Below are 16,272 nucleotides of genomic sequence, written 5' to 3' on the forward strand. Positions count from 1 at the left end.
GGGGCGGTGACGGCACGGCTTCGATGCTTGACATGGGTGGCCCGTGCGTATTGCCTGCCGGACAGGTTGAATGTCTTTCGCAAACTGATGGGGCTTTGGTGGACGAACACGAAGAACAGTTCGAGCAGGATGGCGCAGATGCCGGCACCGGCGACGCCGGAACGGGCGTCGGCCAGAGGCTTCTGTCGGAACGCGAGCGGCAGGGCCTCTCCCGACAGGACATCCGCGACCGCACCAAGATTCCCGAACGCCACCTGATCTCGATCGAGGAAGGCGACCTCGCCTCGCTTCCGGGGCGCACCTATGCCATCGGCTTCGTGCGCAGCTACGCTCGCGAATTGCAGCTCGACGAGGAGGCCATGGTCGAGCAGGCCCGTGCCGAGCTCGGCGCCGCCGCCCCGCCCCCGCCGCCGCGCAACGTGCAGCATATGGAACCGGGCGATCCCGCGCGCATCCCCTCGGCAAAGCTGGCGTGGGGCGTGCTCGCGCTTCTGCTGGTGATTGCGGTGCTGGGCTTCTTCTTCTGGCGGAGCTGGTTCCTGCCCGCGGCGGAGCTGCCCCCGCTTACCGACGAAACCCAAACCGCGCCCGCCGCCGGTCCGGCGACGCCCGGCGGTGCGGCAACCCCCGCGGCGACGCAGGTACAACGCGGCCCGGTCGTCTTCACCGCCACGATCGACGGGGTGTGGGTGCGATTTTACGACGGTTCGGGCGACCGGCTCTACGAATCGCTGATGAACGAGGGCGACAGCTTCACCATTCCCGCCGACGCCGAAAATCCGCAGATCTGGACCGGGCGGCCCGATGCGCTCTCCATCACCATCGGCGGACGCGACGTGCCCCCGCTGGCCGAGGAGGACAGCGTGATCCGCGACGTGCCCGTTTCGGCGGAGGCGTTGGGCGCGCGCGGCCCCGGCCCCGGATTGCCGACCGCGCCCGGATCACAGGACACGACGCCCTGAACGCCGCCGCCCGTGCCCGCGTCGTTCAGCGCGGGTTCCGGCGCGGCGCGCGACATTGCGGTGCTTTGACGAATTGACAGACGAAAAGGTTTCGACACCCCCATGCCCCATTCGAGTATCCGCCTCCCCCGATTGCGCCGCGCCGGATGGCTGCTCGGCGCCGCGCTTCTGACCGCGCCGATGATGGCGCCGCCCGCCATCGCGCAATCGGCCGAAGATATCCGCATCCGCAAGCTGGAGCAGGAAGTCCGCGCGTTGCAGCGCAAGGTATTCCCCGGCGCCGACGGACGGTATTTCGAGCCGGAAGTGACCGCGCCGACGCCGGCGCCGGGTGCGGTTCCGGCCAACACCGGCGGCCCGGTCACGGATTTGCTCGCCCGGATGGACGCGGTGGAGGCCGCGCTCCAGCGCCTCACCGCGCAGACCGAGGTGAATCAGAACGCGCTCAACCTCCTTAACGCACGGGTCGAAACGCTGGAGGCGAACCGGACCGCCGCCGCGCAGGAGCCGCGCTATGCCGAAGATCTGGCCGAAACGCCTGCGCCGTCGGGCAATAATGCGTCGGGGAACAGCAATGCGACATCCGCCAATATGGACGCGATGACGGGCGGTGCTTCCTCCGGCGGTTCGGGGGCGAGTGCAGGCGGCGCGACGGTCGAGAAACCGTCGACCGGCGACGCGGGCGACGACGCCTATGTCTACGGGTTCCGGCTCTGGGATGCGGGGCGTTATGCCGAGGCGCGCAGCGTGCTCGAAGCGATGGTGAAATCCTATCCCAAGCATCGCCGGGCGAGCTGGGCGCGGAACCTGATCGGGCGCTCCTATCTCGATCAGAAGCAATATCGCCCCGCGGCCGAGGCGTTTCTCGCCAATTACCTCGAAAATCGGGACGGCGAACGCGCCCCCGACAGCCTCGTCTATCTGGCGCAGGCGACCGCCGCGCTCGGCAATAATGCCAAGGCGTGCGAGGCGCTGGAAGAGTTCCGCCTGGTCTATCCGGGCGAAGCGGCCAATCGCCTGTCTTCCTTGTCGCAGCAGGTCGCAACGCGGGCCAAATGCAATTGACGCGCAAGCGACCCCTGCGCGCCTGAGCGCCGCCACCGACCGCTTCGCCCGCGATTTCGGCGCGGTGGCGGAGCGGGTAGGCCTTTCAGAGCAATCGCGCGTCGGCCTCGCCGTTTCGGGCGGGCCGGACAGCATGGCGCTGCTCGCGCTCGCGGCGCGGGCCTGCCCTTCCCGCATTGCGGTCGCCAGCGTCGATCATGCGCTGCGGCCCGAGGCGGCGGCGGAATGCGCGCATGTCGCGTCGGTCTGCGCGACGCTGGGCGTGCGGCACGAAACCTTGCGCCCGGTGGTCGGCGCGCATGGCAATCTGCAGGATAATGCCCGCCGCGCCCGTTATGCCGCGCTGGAGGACTGGGCCGGGCGGAGCGAACTCCACGCGATTGTCACCGCGCATCATGCCGACGACCAGGCCGAGACGATGCTCATGCGGATGGCGCGCGGGGCGGGCACGCGCGGCCTTGCCGCGATGCGCGACATCGCCGTGGTTCCGGGCGGGACGCTGCCGCTTTTGCGTCCGCTGCTGTCGTGGCGGCGCGATACGCTCAGCGAGGTGGTCGCGGATGCGGGAATCGTGCCGGTGCAGGATCCCTCGAATCGCGATCAGGCGTTCCTGCGGGTTCGGGTCCGGGCGTGGTTGCGTACGGCGCCCGCCGACGTCGACCCGGTGCTGATGGCACGGTCCGCCGCGCATCTGGCCGAGGATGATGATGCGCTGGACTGGGCGGCGCGGCGCGAATGGGACGAACGCGTGGTGCGGGACGGGGACGGGGCAGTGCTGCGCTACGACCCTGCCGCGCCAGCGGCGATCCGGCTGCGCGTGCTGACCCGCATCATGCGCGAATCGGCGCGGGAGGGCACGCCGCGCGGCGACGAGATCGCACGGCTGCACGAACGGCTTGCCCACGGCGACACCGCGACGCTGGGCGGTGTGCTGTGTACCGGCGGCGAGGATGGGTGGACCTTTCGCCCCGCCCCGCCGCGAAAGGGCGCCAAGCGGTGAGCCGCGCCGGGGTTTGCCCTGTGCGCTGTTTGCTTGTCATTCACACGGTTGCGCCTACATTACAGGGGCGAAAGGACGGGATTTCCTGAATCATGAATAATCAAGACCAGCCCGGAAACGGCGACAATGGCGGCGGGGGCAACCCCTGGGTGAAAAGCCTGATGATCTGGGGCGGGATTTTCCTTGCCCTGCTGCTCATCGTGTCGATGTTCGGCCCCGGCAATGAAACGCCGGGCACGCAGATCCGCTATTCCGATTTCCGCGATCGTGTCGCCGCCGGCGACGTGCGCGAAGTGCAGATCGGCACCGACCGGATCACGGGCATGCTTGAAAACGATCAGGCGTTCAGCACGGTGCCCGTCGCCAGCGACAGCTCGCTGACCGATCTGCTGGAGGCGAACGACGTCGAATATTCCGCCGTCCCGCGCGAGGAAGGCAGCCTGCTGGCCGCGATCCTGATCAATCTCCTTCCGTTCCTGCTGATCCTCGGCATCGCGTTTTTCGCCCTGCGCCAGGTACAGAAGGGCGGCGGCGCCGGCGGCGCGATGGGTTTTGGCAAGTCCAAGGCCAAGATGCTGACCGAAAAATCGGGGAAGGTCACCTTTGCCGATGTTGCGGGCATCGACGAAGCGCGCGAGGAGCTGGAAGAGATCGTCGAATTCCTCAAGGATCCGTCGCGCTTTTCCAAGCTCGGCGGCCAAATTCCCAAGGGCGCCCTGCTTGTCGGCAGTCCGGGCACCGGTAAAACGCTGCTGGCCCGCGCCATCGCGGGTGAGGCGGGCGTGCCGTTCTTCACCATTTCGGGTTCCGATTTCGTCGAGATGTTCGTCGGCGTCGGCGCGTCCCGCGTGCGCGACATGTTCGAACAGGCGAAGAAGAACGCCCCTTGCATCCTGTTCATCGACGAAATCGATGCGGTCGGCCGTTCGCGCGGCAATGGCCTCGGCAACTCCAATGACGAGCGGGAGCAGACGCTGAACCAGCTGCTCGTCGAGATGGACGGGTTCGAGGCGAACGAAGGCATCATCATCATCGCCGCGACCAACCGCCCCGACGTGCTGGACCCCGCATTGCTGCGCCCCGGCCGTTTCGACCGGCAGGTGGTCGTGCCCGTCCCCGATATCGAGGGGCGTGAGAAGATCCTCGACGTGCATATGAAGAAGGTGCCGCTGGCGCCCGACGTCAATGGCCGCACCATCGCGCGCGGCACGCCCGGATTTTCGGGGGCCGACCTCGCCAATCTGGTGAATGAGGCAGCGTTGCTTGCCGCGCGGCGGAACAAGCGCCTCGTCGCGATGCAGGAGTTCGAGGACGCCAAGGACAAGGTCATGATGGGGGCCGAGCGCCGCTCCATGGTCATGACCGAGGACGAGAAGAAGATGACCGCCTATCACGAGGCGGGCCACGCGCTGGTGTCGATCAACGAGCCTGCGTCGGACCCGATCCACAAGGCGACGATCATCCCGCGCGGCCGCGCGCTCGGCATGGTGATGCGGCTGCCCGAACGCGACAGCTATTCCTACCACCGCGACAAGATGCACGCGAACCTCGCCGTCGCGATGGGCGGGCGCGTGGCCGAGGAAATCATCTTCGGCTATGACAAGGTGTCGTCGGGCGCGTCCTCGGACATTCAATATGCCACCGACCTTGCCCGCAACATGGTCACCAAATGGGGCATGTCGGACAAGCTCGGCCCGCTTCAGTACGAGCAGAGCCAGGAAGGCTATCTCGGCATGGGGCAGACGAGCCGGACCATGGCCTCGGACGAGACGAACAAGCTGATCGACAGCGAGATTCGCGAGCTCGTCGAAAAGGCGCACAAGGCGGCGGACGAATGCCTGCGCACGCAGGAGGACAAGCTGCACCTGCTCGCACAGGCGATGCTCGAATATGAAACGCTCACCGGCGACGAGATCACGAAGCTGCTCGCCGATGGAAAGATCGACCGGCCCGACACGCCCACTGGCCCGAAACGGCCCGTGTCCGTGGGCGGCGTCGGCGTTCCGAAAGCCGGCCGCAGGCTGGACGGCGGGACGGCACCGCAGGGCGCCTGATCCCGCCGGCAGAGACTGAAACACGAACGCCCCGGCCGCCCTGCGCGCCGGGGCGTTTTCTTTTTAAGGGGCACCGTGTGTGCGGAACAAAGAGCGAACCACTCCGTTGGATCCGGTAAAGGAGACATTGGCCATGACAGCCCCCAATCCCAACGAGCACCCCAAGTCCGACCCTGTGTCCAATGCCGAGAAAGACCCCGAAAACTGGGTCACCGGCGATGAGGCGATGACCGGCGCGCAGGCCAGCTATCTCAAGACATTGAGCGAGGAGGCCGGCAAGCCCGACGCCTACGACACCTCGCTCAGCAAGGCCGAGGCATCGAAACGCATCGACGAATTGCAGGGCACCACCGGACGCGGCGCATGAAAAAGGCCCGCCCGTCGCAATGACGGGCGGGCCTCTTCAAATTCGCGATGGACAGGCGATCAGCCGTCGTAATCGGACCCGATCGAGGTGTTGCGCGTGGGTGCCGCCGCGGTCAGGCGAAGCGCCTCCGCCGAACGGGACAGCGAACCGATCTCGTCGATCTCGTCGTCTTCCTCGACCGCGACCTTCTGCAGCCCGGTGATCACCGTTTCCTTCAGGTGCTTGGGCTTCACCGTCTGCTCCGCGATTTCGCGAAGGGCGACGACCGGGTTCTTGTCCCGGTCGCGGTCGACGGTGAGTTCCGCACCGCTCGAAATCTCGCGTGCACGCTGAGCGGCCAGCAGGACCAGGTCGAAACGGTTGGGAATCTTGTCGACGCAATCTTCGACGGTAACGCGCGCCATGGGGCACTCCGTAATCAGGGTGTCGGGAAAGCGCTGTGCTTACCTATCCACAGGCGCGGAGTCAACGGGAACCGCCGATCGCTCCGCCCTCTTGCCCTCCCCCGTACAAGCTGCGACAGGCAGGATCATGACCGATGTGGCAGATGACGGGAACGGGCCGGACGATACGACGCTCTCCGATCACGCTGGCGCCTATCGCGACCCGGCGCCCTTCGCATGCGAGGCGCAGGGGCAGAGCCTCGCCTTCTACCCCGCGGGAAAGGACCGTCTCGACGCGCTGCTCGACCTGATTGCGGGGGCGCGGCGCACGCTGCGCCTGTGTTTCTACATCTTTGCCGAGGATGACGTGTCGCACCGGGTCCGCGACGCGCTCACCGCCGCGGCACGGCGCGGGGTCGCGGTGCAGCTCCTGCTCGACGGGTTCGGCGCGGACGCCAGCGACGAATTCCTCGCCCCGTTGACCGGGGCCGGCGGATGGCACGGGCGGTTCGGGACGAAATGGTCGCAACGCTATCTCATCCGCAATCATCAGAAAATGGCGATCGCGGACGATGACATCGCCATGATCGGCGGCTTCAACATATCGGACGATTATTTTGCGCCGCCCGCGATGAACGGGTGGAACGACATGGGCGTCACCGTGCGCGGATCGGCCGTGGCCTCGCTGATCGATTGGTACGACCGGCTGATCACGCTCGTCGCGGATAGCGGGACGCGATGGCGCGACGTTCGCCGGGCCGTGCGGCAATGGAATCCGGGCGACGGGGCGGTGCAATTGCTGATCGGGGGGCCGACGCGGGGCATGTCGTCATGGGCGCACCGCGTCGGGCAGGATTTGCGCAGCGGCGACCGGCTCGACATGATGATGGCGTATTTCTCCCCCTCCCGCCGGTTGATGAAACGCATCGGCGGCATCGCGGCCAAGGGGGACACACGGCTGGTGATGGCCGGCAAGTCCGACAATGACGCGACCATCGGGGCGACGCGCTCGCTCTATCACGACCTCCTGCAACGCGGGGCGCGGGTGTGGGAATTCCTGCCGTGCAAGATGCATACGAAGCTGATCGTGCTCGACGATGCGGTCTATTTCGGGAGCGCGAATTTCGACATGCGCAGCCTCTATCTCAATCTCGAGATCATGTTGCGGATCGAGGATGCAGCCCTCGCCGACCGGATGCGCGAATTCGTCGGCGCGCATCTTGCCGCGTCGCAGGAGATCGACCGCGGCTGGCTGCGCGCGCGCGACGGGCTGTGGACGCGGATTCGCTGGAACCTGTCGTGGTTCCTCGTAGCGGTGGCGGATTACACGGTCAGCCGCCGGCTCAACATCGGGCCATAGCGCGAGGCTCAGTCGTAGTCGGCGGCGTAGCTGTCCTCGGCCAGATCGGAGAAGCGGGTGATCCGCGGTTCGAACCGCATGCGCACCTTGCCGGTGGAGCCGTGGCGCTGCTTCGCCACGATCAGCTCGGCAAGACCATAGACCCGCTCCATTTCCGCGGCCCAGGACGCGTGCGCCTCGTGCACCTTCGCGTCGTCGGTTTCGACGGGGCGCTTGGGCTCCTTGGCCGCGACATAGTAATCCTCGCGATAGACGAAGAGCACGATATCGGCGTCCTGCTCGATCGAACCCGATTCGCGAAGGTCGGACAGCATTGGTTTCTTGTCCTCGCGCTGCTCCACCGCGCGGGACAGCTGCGACAGCGCCATGACCGGGATGTCGAGTTCCTTGGCCAGCGTTTTCAGGCCCCGGCTGATCTCCGAAATCTCGTTGACGCGATTGTCATTGGCCCGGCCCGACCCTTGCAGCAATTGGAGGTAGTCGACCACGATGAAGCCGATGTCGTGCCGCCGCTTCAACCGCCGCGCACGCGCGCGCAATGCGGCAATGGTCAGCGCCGGCGTATCGTCGATGAACAGCGGCAGCTCGGCCAGCTCCTGGCTCGCGCGGGAGAGCGCCTGGAAATCCTCGCGGCTGATCTTGCCCATGCGCAGGTTTTCCGAACTGATCCCCGATTGTTCGGCGAGGATACGGGTCGCAAGCTGATCCGCGCTCATTTCCAATGAGAAGAACGCGACCGGCGACCCCACCGATTCCTCCGCCGGGATGCCATCGGCCAGATCGCGGCGATACCGGTTGGCCGCGTTGAACGCCATGTTGGTGGCGAGCGAGGTCTTGCCCATGCCCGGACGCCCGGCGAGGATCAGGAGGTCGGAATTTTTCAGACCGCCGATCTTCTCGTTCACGCTGTTGAGGCCGGTCGTCACGCCCGACACGTGGCCGCCGGAATTGAGCGCCTGCTCGATCAGCTTGATCGACTGGCGCGTGGCGGCGGCGAAATTCTTCGTCTCGTTGCCGGTCGCGGCCCCCTCGGCCACGCGGTAGAGCGCGCTTTCCGCCCGCTCGATCTGTCCCATCGGGTCGACATCGTCCGAGGTATCGAGCGCATCTGTCACCAGCGTGCGCCCCACGCTCACCAGCTCGCGCAGGAGGGCCAGCTCGTAGATCTGCTCGGCCAGGACCTGCGGCGCCAGAAGCCCCTGCCCATCCGCCGTCAGCCGGGCGAGATAGGTGATGCCGCCCATCTCCTTCAGCCCCTCGTCGGCCTCGAAATAGGGTTTCAGCGTCACCGGCGTCACCACCGCCTTGCGATCGACGAGGTTCAGGATCCGCTCGTAAATGCGCGCGTGCAGCGGTTCGAAGAAATGATCCGGGCTCAGCGCCTTGGGCAATTCCTCGATCACGCGATTGTCGATGAGCACGGCACCGAGAAAGGCGGCCTCCGCCTCCACATTGCTGGGCAGGGTGCGCGCGTCGCCTTCGCCCTCGTCGGGGCGGAGCAGGGTTATCTCTGTTGCCATGGCCGCAAAATAGGCGGGTGGGGTCACGCGCGCCAGCCGGATTATCTCACTAAATTAATCCACAGCCTGTGCATATCATCGCGACAGCAGGAAAACCGCGTATTCCGCGCGCAGATTCGCCGCCGCCGCCCCCGTCAGGCGGTCACCGTTCAAAAACCAGCGCCGTTCGATCGTCATCCCCCGCCCCCGCGCCAGCGCGGCGAAATCGTCGATCGTCACATGGTGGATATTGGGCGTTTCGTACCATGTCACCGGGAGCAGCCGCGTCACCGGCATGCGCCCCCCGAACATGAGCGAGGCCCGCACCCGCCAATGCGCGAAATTGGGAAAGGACACGAAGGCCCGCCGCCCGATGCGCAGCAATTCGTCGAGGATGAGATCGGGCCGCCGCGTCGTCTGCAACGTCTGCGACAGGATCGCGTAATCGAAGCTGCCGTCGCCGTAGAAGCCGAGATCGGCATTGGCATCCCCCTGCACCACCGACAGGCCGCGCGACACGCAGGTGGCGACCTTCTCCGCGTCGATCTCCAGCCCGCGCGCATCGACGCCCCGCCGGTCGCGCAGCGCCGCCATGAGGTCGCCATCGCCGCACCCGATGTCGAGCACGCGGGAACCGGGCGCCACATGGTCCGCAATGACGGCAAGATCGGGGCGCAGGCGCGTCACAGGAAGCCCCCCACCACCCGGTCGAGCGCGGGCACGTCGAGCAGGAAGCTGTCATGCCCGAACGGGGCGGACAATTCGACGAAGCTGACCGGCGCGCCCGCGGCGTTCAGCGCATGGGCAATGCGCCGCGATTCCGATGTCGGGTAGAGCCAGTCGGTGTCGAAGCTGACGAGGCAGAACCGGGTCTTCGTGCCGGCAAAGGCATCGGACAATCGCCCGCCATGTTCCTCCGCCAGATCGAAATAATCCATCGCGCGGGTGATGTAGAGATAGCTGTTCGCATCGAAGCGGTCGGTAAAGGCCAGCCCTTGATACCGCAAATAGGATTCCACCTGGAAATCCGCGTCGAAGCCGAAGGTCTTCGCCTCCCGGTCCTGAAGCCGGCGGCCGAATTTCTCGGTCAGCCCCTGCTCCGACAGATAGGTGATGTGCGCCGCCATGCGCGCCACGGCCAGCCCGCTTTCCGGCCCGACCTTACGCGGATCGGGGCGGGGATCGGTGCCTGTCTCAGCATAATAATCGCCGCCGTTCCATTGCGGGTCGGCCATGATCGCCTGTCGCCCCAATTCGTGGAAGGCGATATTCTGCGCGCTGTGCCGCGACGTGCTCGCGATGACGAGCGCGGCCTTCACCCGCTCCCCGAAATTCGCGGCCCAGCTCAGCGCCTGCATCCCGCCCATCGACCCGCCGACGACGGCATGCAGCGTGTCGATGCCCAGCGCGTCGAGCAGCGCGACCTGCGCGCGGACCATGTCGCGGATCGTGATGACGGGAAACCGCATCGCATACGGGCGCCCCTCCGGCGCCAGCGCGGCGGGCCCGGACGAGCCCATGCAGCTGCCGATGACATTGGAACAGATCACGTGAAACCTGTCCGTGTCGATCGGTTTGCCGGGGCCCACCATGCGCACCCACCACCCCGGCTTTCCCGTGGCGGGGTGCGGCGATGCGACATGCTGATCCCCGGTGAGCGCGTGACACAGCAGGATAGCGTTATCCTTCGCCGCGTTGAGCGTGCCGTAGGTGCGAAAGGCGATGCGCACGCCATCGAGGCTGCGTCCGCTGTCGAGCGGCAGCGGATCGGCAAGGGTCAGCGTCGCGCCGGTATCGTCATGGACAAGGTCAACCATCGGTCCCGGCGATTGGGACGAAGGCGCGATGGTGTCAACATGCCATCCGGTTGCACATGTTTCATTTGACGCAAAGCCTGCGCGGATTAAGGCATCGGGCCCATGACATCCCCCGACGAACAGCCCACCATCGCCCAGTCCGGGCCGCAACCCAAGCCGTGGATCGAGGGCATCCACGCCTATGTCCCCGGCCAGTCGAAAAGGGCGGACGGCGCGCCGCTCGTCAAATTGTCGGCCAATGAAAATCCGCTGGGAACCAGCGCGGCCGCACTGGCCGCCCGGACCGGCGCGCCCGCGCCCAACGCCTATCCCGACCCCGATGCAAGCGCATTGCGCGCCGCCATCGGCGCGCGCAACGGCATCGACCCGCAGCGCATCGTGTGCGGCACCGGAAGCGATGAATTGCTGAACCTCGCGGCGCAGGGTTTCGCAGGTCCGGGGGACGAGGTGATCTACGTGCGCTACGGCTTTGCCGTGTACGACATCGCCGCGCGGCGTTGCGGGGCCACCCCTGTCGTCGCGCCGGACCGCGATTACGGCACCGATGTCGATGCGCTGCTCGCCTGTGTCACCGAACGCACGCGGGTCGTGTTCGTCGCCAATCCGAACAATCCGACGGGCCGCTACATCGGTGCGGAGGAGATGCGGCGCCTGCATGCCGGATTGCCGGGCGACGTGCTGCTCGTCATCGACCAGGCCTATGCCGAATATCTCGCGCCGGGTGAGGACGATGGCGGCATGGCGCTCGCCGCGACGCATGGCAATGTGCTGGTCACGCGCACGTTTTCCAAGATCTACGGGCTGGCGGGCGACCGGATCGGCTGGGCGACGGGGGCGCCGCCGCTCATCGACGTGCTCAACCGGATACGCGGGCCGTTCAACGTTACGCTGGCCGGGCAGGCGGCGGCCATCGCGGCGGTCGAGGACGAGGCCTTCGTGACCCGTTCGCGCGACCACAACACGGCCGAACGCGCCCGTTTCGTCGAAGCCATCGCGGCGATGGGCAATCACGGCCTGCGCGCGGTGGAAAGCGAGGCGAATTTCGTGCTCGTCCTGTTCGAAGGGGCGCTGTCGGCGGAAACCGCGCTCCACGCGATACAGGATGCAGGCTATGCCGTGCGCTGGCTTCCGGGGCAAGGACTGCCCCATGCGCTGCGGATCACCATCGGCACGGGCGCGCAGATGGACGCGATTACCGCCGTGCTGCGCCGGCTCACGGATGGCGGGGCATGACCGCGTCCGGTGATGCGGCGGCGCCCTTCGATACGGTCACGATCGTCGGGCTGGGATTGATCGGCGGGTCGATCGGGCTGGCGATCCAGCGCTCGCTTCCCGGTGTGAGCGTGCAAGGCTATGACGCCGACCCGGCGGTGCGGGAAACGGCGCGGCGCCGGGGGCTGACGCATCGGGTGCCCGACACCGTGGAAGAGGCGGTCGCAGACGCGGATCTGGTCATCCTGTGCGTGCCGGTGCGTGCGATGGGCGCGGCGGCGGCGGACATGGCAGGCGCGCTCCCCTCCCATTGCATCATAAGCGACGTAGGCTCGTGCAAGGCGTCGGTCGCCGAGGCGATCGGGGCGGCGCTGCCTGCCCATACGATCATTCCCGCGCATCCCGTCGCCGGGACGGAGCATTCCGGGCCCGAGGCCGGTTTCGCCAGCCTGTTCGACAATCGCTGGTGCATCCTCACCCCGCCGGACGGGGCGGACGAGGAGGCGGTGGCCCGCCTCTCCGCGCTGTGGTCCGCGATGGGCGCCACGGTGGAGCTGATGGATGCGGAACATCACGATCTCGTGCTCGCCGTGACCAGCCATGTGCCCCACCTCATCGCCTATACCATCGTCGGCACGGCGTCCGATCTTGAGGAAGTGACGCGCGGCGAGGTCATCAAATATTCGGCCGGCGGCTTTCGCGATTTCACCCGCATCGCCGCATCGGACCCCACCATGTGGCGCGATGTGTTCCTCTCGAACAAGCAGGCCGTGCTCGAAATCCTGCAACGCCTGTCGGAGGATCTGAGCGCGATGCAGCGGGCGATCCGGTGGGGTGACGGCGATGCGCTGTTCGAACGGTTTTCGCAGACGCGCGCCATTCGCCGCTCCATCATCGAGGAAGGGCAGGACGATGCGCGGCCCGATTTCGGGCGCGGTGATCACCTGTCGGGGAGGCCCGGCAACGATGAGGGAGAGGCGGACACCCCGACCCGCTGATCCTGCGGGTTGAGCGCGTTGATCGCGGCATGGACGCGCGCCTCGACCTCCGCGCGGTCGAGGCCGGGCGGAATGACCGCGCCAAAGCGATAGGTGATGGTGCCGCTGCGTTTCGGCTTCGCGCGATAGACATGCCCGCTGTCGACCGCGACGGGCACCACCGGCAGGTTCATCAGCTTGTAGATCCCGGCGAACCCGGACCGCAGCGGCGGCGCGGTGCCGACGGGTACGCGCGTGCCTTCGGGAAAGATCGCGAAGTCGCGGCCGGTCTTCTTGTACTCGCGCGCGGCCTTCGCCATGGTGCGCAGCGCCGTCGCACCCTGCGTCCGTTCCACGAACACCATGCCATAGGCCCGCGCCGCCCGGCCCCAGAACGGGATGCGCGACAATTCCGCCTTTGCAAAGGGGACCGGATTATTGCCCAGCAGGCGCGGCAATTCGATCGCCTCGAAAAAGCTTTCATGGCGCAGGGCATAGATCACCTGGCCCGCCGGACGTTCCCCTTCGAGCACGACCCGGATGCGCAGGATATGTGCCGCGCAGGCCCGGTGAAACGCCGCCCAGCCGTAGGCGATGCGTTGCACCACGCGCTCCGAAAACGGCGCGGCGAGCATGCCCAGGATCGCGAAAATCGCACTTCCGGGATAGAATATCAGCGCAAACAGCGCCGTGCGCACGCCATTCATATCAGCCCGGTCCATTCGGCCACATGGCGCGCCACGAACTTGTGATATTCGAGGAAGAGCATGAACATCGACGGCTCCGTCGGGACCGCATCGACGAGCACGGTCATACCGGGGTCAAGCGTCTGCTTCACATCGAAAAGCGCACGCCGCATGTGCCAGTCGCTCGTCACGAGGCGCAGCGTGCGATACCCCTTCGCATCGGCCCACATCGCCGCCTCGTCCGCATTGCTGCGCGTATCGACCGCATCATAGCCCAGCGCGATGCAGCATTGCAGCAGATCGGCGCGAATGTCGTATTCGGCGGCCAGCTCCTCCGGCTTCACCTCCGGGTCGACGCCGGAAATCAACATCTGGTCCGCCCATCCGCGTTCGAGCACGTCGAGCCCGCGTTCGATCCGCCCGGCCCCACCGGTCAGCACGACGACGGCATCGGTTCGCGTGTCGCCCGCCGGTTGCGGCAGGACGAGCGCGAACCACGCAAAACCAAGCGCCCAGGCAAGCAGGAAAAAGGCAAAGATACGGCGAAACATGTTGTCAGCGGCTTTAGGGTGCCCTGCCCCGCGCCGCAATCGCGTAATCCGCACGCCGCGCTTTCCCGCTCAACGGATCGCCGCGTTCCGGCAATGGCGCTACGCCCGGCATGCGCGCCGCGTAAGGGACGGCGAAGGCTTGCCATTTAACTGTGCGAGTGGTGCGCGCATGTGGATAACCGCGCTTTTGCCATTGCATCGGTCGCTCGCCGGCTTGCCCTGAGGCGAATCGCGCTGTTTAAGATAGGCATATGCTCATCGCCTGCCCCGCCTGCCAGACGCGATACGATGTGCCTCCGGGCGCGCTCGGCGAGAATGGCCGCACGGTCCGCTGTGCCCAGTGCGGCAATAGCTGGTTCGCCGCTCCCGATGGCATCGCCGATCCCGCCCCGGTGGCCGCGGACAATGTCGGTGCCGATACCGCCGGGGTGCCGGATAGCCAGGCGGATTCGGCGGCGCCTGCACCTGCCGAGCCGGAAACCGACGGCGCAAATGTCGGCGCGGACGAATCGGTGCCTGACCCCGTCGACGTGCCATCGCGCGATACCGAATGGGACGAGGAAAGCACGCCCGCAGCCGCGCCGCCCCGTGCCCGGTGGCAGCTGTGGCTGATCGCGGCATTGGGCGTGGCGGCAATCGCGGCGGCGATCTACGGAACCGCGCGTCTTTACGGCCTGCCCGACTGGGCACCGGGCGCGAACAGCAGCTTTGCCGCCGCCCCCGAAAATCTGGACCTCGATTTTCCCGACAAGGACCAGATCCTGCAGACAACCGAGGATGGCGCCCGCTTCTTCACCGCGAGCGGCCGAATCGTGAACACCGGAAGCAGCGCCAGACGCGTCCCGCCGATTCAGGTGATCCTGCGCGATTCGCAGGAACGGATCGTCTATAGCGTGGAGATGATCGCGCCCAAAAGCGTGCTCGAGCCGGGCGAGTCGATTGCCCTGCGCGAGGCGATGACCGACATTCCACGGTCCGCACGCGTCGTCGAAATCGGCTGGAAATCGTTATAATCGCGATGCTTGTGACGGCAGGGCAAATTGGCGGTTGCGCCACTCGATCCGTGTTGCTAATGGCACCGACCTACCGGACGGGGCCAGCCCCGAACCTTCTCGGATATGCGGCCGTGGCGGAATTGGTAGACGCGCAACGTTGAGGTCGTTGTGGGCGAAAGCCCGTGGAAGTTCGAGTCTTCTCGGCCGCACCATTCCTGGTTAAAGATGGGTCCCTCGCCCTTCGATTGAAGGCGCCGATGCCGCGCTTTGCGCCGGTGCTTCACTCCCTTCCGAAATATTCGCCATTGGGCCGACATAAACCGTATTGTCGCAGGCATGCGCGATCGGCTGCCCCGCCTTGTTTGCTCCATCGCGATGCATGATCGCGTCGCGATGGTTGGATGGGCGGCCTCTCTTCGCGCGGTGGCGGTTCCTCGCGTTCCCATTGACGCGCTGTGCCACTGTCGGGCACCTCCGCCCGCAACGGGCGCAGCCGATGGCCCGCGAAGCTCCAATCCGCGACCCCAGCAAAAACCTACCCGTGGCGTTTTCAGCATCAGTTCGGAACGATCGCACGCCGATTCGCCCGGTGCCCGCCCGAATCGCGCGGACAACAAAGAGACCGCTTCCTTTTGCCGTCATCTGGTCTGCCGCAATGTTCTGGCGCGTGATTTTGGCACATCGGTTGCCGTGCCGTTCGTCGAGCAAAGGATACCGTCGCTACCGCTTAACCCGGCTTGGCGAGTTACTTTCCGCTCGCGCCTCACGCACGATCACAAGGTTGCGAATGTCGGCCGTCCAGAGCCGTACGGTTGGCGAAAGCGGCGACCCCGTCGCAATTTGAGAAAGCGGTGGCGCAGATCCGGCCGGATGAACGGACCAAGGACACCGCGAGCGAGACGCAATCCCAGAGCTCAACGACGCCACATCGCGTTGCGCCGCGATCCGCAGGACTTCAGCATGTCTTGGGAGGATGGTGCCCCATAGAGGACGAAGCTGGGCACTCAAATCATTGGGAAATCGCCGCTGATTTGCCCTGATCGCTCCCGCTTGCGCCCCAACTTCAGTCATTGGTTGCCTTCCTTCGACCGCCCGAAAGCCGATACTCAAATCACACCCCTTGATGCGAAGTTCAGGAACGAAAGCCACTTCGCTGCGTGGATAGCTTCTGGCGCATGCGCAGAGACGAGGCAGGACTACTTGGTGTCCGCATCCACGATATAGGGGATGCGGCGAACCAAAGGAAACTTTGCCGATGATCGGGCGCCTAGGCCGTGTTGACAAAAGGGATTCCCAAGCGGGCCGGGTTCTGATTCAAGACTGCTTTTTGCGGAGCAGTTATGG

General features: G+C 66.2%; 15 protein-coding genes and 1 tRNA gene. 10 read left to right on the forward strand and 6 right to left on the reverse strand.

The window, feature by feature from the left end:
* Positions 1-98 precede the first annotated feature (98 nt).
* The 5 genes from Q0897_RS12755 to Q0897_RS12775 all read left to right on the forward strand — a co-directional run bounded on the left by Q0897_RS12755 (position 99) and on the right by Q0897_RS12775 (position 5,448).
* A complete protein-coding gene (locus Q0897_RS12755; protein WP_299309824.1) occupies positions 99-962 on the forward strand; it encodes a helix-turn-helix domain-containing protein in 864 nt (287 codons plus the stop codon).
* Positions 963-1,064: 102 nt separating this feature from the next.
* On the forward strand, positions 1,065-2,027 hold the full coding sequence (locus Q0897_RS12760) for a tetratricopeptide repeat protein (protein WP_299309825.1): 963 nt from the start codon (positions 1,065-1,067) through the stop codon (positions 2,025-2,027).
* Positions 2,028-2,091: 64 nt separating this feature from the next.
* Positions 2,092-3,027 carry a tRNA lysidine(34) synthetase TilS gene (gene tilS / locus Q0897_RS12765; protein ID WP_299309826.1) on the forward strand — a complete coding sequence of 312 codons (936 nt, stop codon included), beginning with the start codon at positions 2,092-2,094 and terminating at the stop codon, positions 3,025-3,027.
* A gap of 92 nt (positions 3,028-3,119) precedes the next feature.
* Positions 3,120-5,081: an ATP-dependent zinc metalloprotease FtsH gene (gene ftsH, locus Q0897_RS12770; protein WP_299309827.1), complete on the forward strand. Its 1,962-nt coding sequence runs from the start codon at positions 3,120-3,122 to the stop codon at positions 5,079-5,081.
* 133 nt (positions 5,082-5,214) lie between these two features.
* On the forward strand, positions 5,215-5,448 hold the full coding sequence (locus Q0897_RS12775) for a DUF3072 domain-containing protein (protein WP_299309828.1): 234 nt from the start codon (positions 5,215-5,217) through the stop codon (positions 5,446-5,448).
* Positions 5,449-5,507: 59 nt separating this feature from the next.
* On the opposite strand, the gene rpoZ is transcribed toward Q0897_RS12775, so the two are convergent.
* On the reverse strand, positions 5,508-5,852 hold the full coding sequence (rpoZ, locus tag Q0897_RS12780; RefSeq protein WP_202086689.1) for a DNA-directed RNA polymerase subunit omega: 345 nt from the start codon (positions 5,850-5,852) through the stop codon (positions 5,508-5,510).
* Between the two features lie 127 nt (positions 5,853-5,979).
* Between rpoZ and Q0897_RS12785 the strand changes: the two genes are divergently transcribed.
* Positions 5,980-7,191 carry a phosphatidylserine/phosphatidylglycerophosphate/cardiolipin synthase family protein gene (locus Q0897_RS12785; RefSeq protein ID WP_299309829.1) on the forward strand — a complete coding sequence of 404 codons (1,212 nt, stop codon included), beginning with the start codon at positions 5,980-5,982 and terminating at the stop codon, positions 7,189-7,191.
* An 8-nt stretch (positions 7,192-7,199) separates the two neighbouring features.
* Here Q0897_RS12785 and Q0897_RS12790 read toward each other — a convergent pair whose 3' ends face one another.
* The 3 genes from Q0897_RS12790 to Q0897_RS12800 all read right to left on the reverse strand — a co-directional run bounded on the left by Q0897_RS12790 (position 7,200) and on the right by Q0897_RS12800 (position 10,507).
* Positions 7,200-8,711 (reverse strand): replicative DNA helicase, encoded by a 1,512-nt coding sequence (locus Q0897_RS12790; RefSeq protein ID WP_299309830.1) that lies wholly within the window; start codon positions 8,709-8,711, stop codon positions 7,200-7,202.
* 75 nt (positions 8,712-8,786) lie between these two features.
* Positions 8,787-9,377, reverse strand: a complete 591-nt coding sequence (metW, locus tag Q0897_RS12795) for a methionine biosynthesis protein MetW (protein WP_299309831.1) — start codon at positions 9,375-9,377, stop codon at positions 8,787-8,789.
* On the reverse strand, positions 9,374-10,507 hold the full coding sequence (locus Q0897_RS12800) for a homoserine O-acetyltransferase (RefSeq protein ID WP_299309832.1): 1,134 nt from the start codon (positions 10,505-10,507) through the stop codon (positions 9,374-9,376). Before Q0897_RS12800 ends, metW begins: the two co-directional genes overlap by 4 nt.
* Positions 10,508-10,609: 102 nt before the next feature.
* On the opposite strand from Q0897_RS12800, the gene Q0897_RS12805 reads away from it, so the two are divergent.
* Together Q0897_RS12805 and Q0897_RS12810 are read left to right on the forward strand one after the other, a co-directional pair.
* A complete protein-coding gene (locus tag Q0897_RS12805; protein WP_299309833.1) occupies positions 10,610-11,740 on the forward strand; it encodes a histidinol-phosphate transaminase in 1,131 nt (376 codons plus the stop codon).
* Entirely contained in the window at positions 11,737-12,717 is a 981-nt protein-coding gene (locus Q0897_RS12810) for a prephenate/arogenate dehydrogenase family protein (protein WP_299309834.1), read from the forward strand. Before Q0897_RS12805 ends, Q0897_RS12810 begins: the two co-directional genes overlap by 4 nt.
* Here the strand turns inward: Q0897_RS12810 and Q0897_RS12815 are convergent.
* Complete coding sequence (locus Q0897_RS12815; RefSeq protein WP_299309835.1) at positions 12,660-13,418, reverse strand: lysophospholipid acyltransferase family protein; 759 nt, start codon at positions 13,416-13,418, stop codon at positions 12,660-12,662. The genes Q0897_RS12810 and Q0897_RS12815 overlap by 58 nt on opposite strands.
* Positions 13,400-13,933 (reverse strand): YdcF family protein, encoded by a 534-nt coding sequence (locus Q0897_RS12820; protein WP_202086698.1) that lies wholly within the window; start codon positions 13,931-13,933, stop codon positions 13,400-13,402. The genes Q0897_RS12815 and Q0897_RS12820 overlap by 19 nt, the downstream gene beginning before the upstream one ends.
* Before the next feature lie 251 nt (positions 13,934-14,184).
* On the opposite strand from Q0897_RS12820, the gene Q0897_RS12825 reads away from it, so the two are divergent.
* Both Q0897_RS12825 and Q0897_RS12830 read left to right on the forward strand, forming a co-directional pair.
* Positions 14,185-14,946, forward strand: a complete 762-nt coding sequence (locus Q0897_RS12825) for a zinc-ribbon domain-containing protein (protein WP_299309836.1) — start codon at positions 14,185-14,187, stop codon at positions 14,944-14,946.
* Between the two features lie 107 nt (positions 14,947-15,053).
* A tRNA-Leu gene (locus Q0897_RS12830) sits at positions 15,054-15,140 on the forward strand.
* The last annotated feature ends 1,132 nt before the right edge of the window (positions 15,141-16,272 follow it).

Origin of the sequence: uncultured Croceicoccus sp. (genome assembly GCF_947496385.1) — a bacterium.
Lineage (GTDB): Bacteria > Pseudomonadota > Alphaproteobacteria > Sphingomonadales > Sphingomonadaceae > Croceicoccus.

Coding starts and splice junctions, on each gene's coding strand:
- Q0897_RS12760 (WP_299309825.1), top strand. CDS start 1,065: ATGCCCCATTCGAGTATCCGCCTCCCCCGATTGCGCCGCGCCGGATGG.
- ftsH (WP_299309827.1), top strand. CDS start 3,120: ATGAATAATCAAGACCAGCCCGGAAACGGCGACAATGGCGGCGGGGGC.
- Q0897_RS12775 (WP_299309828.1), top strand. CDS start 5,215: ATGACAGCCCCCAATCCCAACGAGCACCCCAAGTCCGACCCTGTGTCC.
- rpoZ (WP_202086689.1), bottom strand. CDS start 5,852: ATGGCGCGCGTTACCGTCGAAGATTGCGTCGACAAGATTCCCAACCGT.
- Q0897_RS12785 (WP_299309829.1), top strand. CDS start 5,980: ATGACCGATGTGGCAGATGACGGGAACGGGCCGGACGATACGACGCTC.
- Q0897_RS12790 (WP_299309830.1), bottom strand. CDS start 8,711: ATGGCAACAGAGATAACCCTGCTCCGCCCCGACGAGGGCGAAGGCGAC.
- Q0897_RS12800 (WP_299309832.1), bottom strand. CDS start 10,507: ATGGTTGACCTTGTCCATGACGATACCGGCGCGACGCTGACCCTTGCC.
- Q0897_RS12805 (WP_299309833.1), top strand. CDS start 10,610: ATGACATCCCCCGACGAACAGCCCACCATCGCCCAGTCCGGGCCGCAA.
- Q0897_RS12810 (WP_299309834.1), top strand. CDS start 11,737: ATGACCGCGTCCGGTGATGCGGCGGCGCCCTTCGATACGGTCACGATC.
- Q0897_RS12815 (WP_299309835.1), bottom strand. CDS start 13,418: ATGGACCGGGCTGATATGAATGGCGTGCGCACGGCGCTGTTTGCGCTG.
- Q0897_RS12820 (WP_202086698.1), bottom strand. CDS start 13,933: ATGTTTCGCCGTATCTTTGCCTTTTTCCTGCTTGCCTGGGCGCTTGGT.
- Q0897_RS12825 (WP_299309836.1), top strand. CDS start 14,185: ATGCTCATCGCCTGCCCCGCCTGCCAGACGCGATACGATGTGCCTCCG.